The sequence below is a fragment of the Lactococcus cremoris subsp. cremoris NBRC 100676 genome (assembly GCF_001591705.1).
In the GTDB taxonomy this organism is placed as follows: domain Bacteria; phylum Bacillota; class Bacilli; order Lactobacillales; family Streptococcaceae; genus Lactococcus; species Lactococcus cremoris.
Genome location: NZ_BCVK01000110.1, coordinates 1 through 2,107, shown reverse-complemented (window position 1 = coordinate 2,107; position 2,107 = coordinate 1). Strand labels below are relative to the sequence as shown.

At 33.3% G+C, this 2,107-nt stretch carries 1 protein-coding gene and 1 pseudogene; both read right to left on the bottom strand.

Features of this window, described 5'->3' with window-relative positions; translation table 11 throughout:
• Positions 1 to 277: pseudogene (locus tag LLA01S_RS11930) on the bottom strand (hypothetical protein); the annotation flags it as partial.
• Complete coding sequence (locus LLA01S_RS11925) at positions 274 to 1,434, bottom strand: RepB family plasmid replication initiator protein (RefSeq protein ID WP_032951499.1); 1,161 nt, start codon at positions 1,432 to 1,434, stop codon at positions 274 to 276. The pseudogene LLA01S_RS11930 and the gene LLA01S_RS11925, both read right to left, overlap by 4 nt.
• Between the last annotated feature and the right edge of the window lie 673 nt (positions 1,435 to 2,107).

Genomic DNA, 2,107 nt, shown 5'->3' with positions numbered 1-2,107 from the left:
CTTGCTTATCTTCTAGACTGTCTGCTTTATCTTCTTGCTTATCTTCTAGACTGTCTGCTTTATCTTCTTGCTTATCTTCTAGACTGTTTAACCAACTTTTTATTAATGTTTGTTCTTTGTCAGATAATACTATTGTATTTTTTCCGGATATTTTTTTCCAATTTCCGATAGATAAATTTTGTTTCTTTTTTTCATAACTAATTTTGTTTTGTAAATACTTTTTACTAATACCTAATTCGTCCGCCAGCTCTTTTATCGTTTTTAATTCTTCACTCATGATAAATCCTGCCTTTTAACTGTTGGTAAGTACTGCTCAATTGCTTTTTTGAGATACTTCGCTACATTACGTTTTGAATAGTCTTCTTGTTTGCTGGCGACATAAGACAAGTGGTCTTTGACTCCATTCAATCCTCGTAAGTCTTTCAGTTCGTCATAAAGAGGGTAAACATGGGCTTGTAAGCCTGCCATAAGTGCGGTGTCCGTCATTTCATAAGGGCTTAACAGCATGTTTTCTAATAAAATTTGAGTATATTTACTCTTCATAGCTTCAAACACAAGGTCTTTTTCGGTCTCTTCTTTTTGTTTTTTGTCCTCAATATAGGCTTGGTCGTCCAACTTGTAGCTGTTATCATCTGCGGTTCGTTTCTTCTCAATATGAAAGACTATGCTATCAATCGAACGCCCTTTTTTAATCTTGTCATAAGTCACGTTAAAATGCGTGTGAGCGTTAATTTCTTCGATTGGTTTTTTTAATATCCATGTTTCAAAATTATCAAATCTTGGGTAGTCTTTTACAGTATCAGTGATTACTCGCAATTCTTTGACGGTGATTGAGGGGTTGCGGTAGGATTCCACTTGCTCCGCTCGCCGTCCGCTTTTGGCACTGTAATGCTCGTACTGGTTGTAATTCATCGACAACCATTTATAAAGAATAATGCTGTACTTACTGTTTAAATCTATAAGGTCAGATAAGGCATATTGCGTGAAATTCTGCTTTAACTCAATCAGATAAGGCATAATATCTTGATTAAACCGTATCATGACCTTATCGTCATAGTCCGTCCATTCAACCGTTGGAATGGGTAGTATCCGTCTGAATTTAAAGCCTTTATTTTTTGCTTCTCTGACTTCAAAAAATGCTTGTTCTTGCATTTTTGAAATGGCTTCTTTAAAACGACTATGTTTCCCATTATCCGATACATCAAAAAAAGTAAACAATTCTTCTTTAGACAAATAAATGGTGTTGTCTTTAGGTAGATTTTCAGTATCAATACAAGACACGGCTAACTCAAAAATCTTTAAGGGTGTTTTATCCATTTTAGCAACACTTGTGATTAAGTCGTTGTGTTCAACAATTTTCCGTTTCTCAATTTCTTTCAAAGAACACACTGTCCTTTCATTGCTGTTACGTTCGTTTTTTGATATAATTTCCATGAGAAGTTGCTCCTTATGAGTAATTTTGGTCTAGCATAGAGAAGAAACTTTAGCGAGATTTTCTCTATGCTTTTATTATATCATTATATGCCTAGTAACACAATTATCTTTCTAGGTATAAGCATTGTTTTTTCTAGGTATAAGCATTGTTTTTTCTAGGTATAAGCATTGTTTTTTCTAGGTATTAAAATCTGTACATCCTTGAAAACACTGACTTTTTTTTCACGCAAAAGAACAAAAGATTAAAATATATATGATAAATTAATATAGGCTTCGCCTTTTTTTATTTTTTTCAAAAATTAAAATCAAGGTCAAAAGAAAAAGTCAAAACCATTGAATTGAAGTTCTAAATTTAAACTCCCTGCGTTGCTCTTGTCGCTCCGCTTGTACACTCTGATTTTATATTAGATACATTCTGCCACTAAAAAGAACTCCCTAACGGTCGTGGCTACTTTGTTTAGTCTAAACACTTTGAATAGTCCTACAAGCTCATAGTTTGCCTTTTAAGCGATTTTAAACGTGAGTTAGTAATAATTATCATGGATAAAAGAAAAAGCCCTTAAATAGGCTTGTATGTAATTGAATAAAACGTACAATTTTAGCTTTTAAATATGACCGTTATTTATGACCTGCTCTAACCTCACTATTCATCTGCATGCTAAAAATAGGTCAA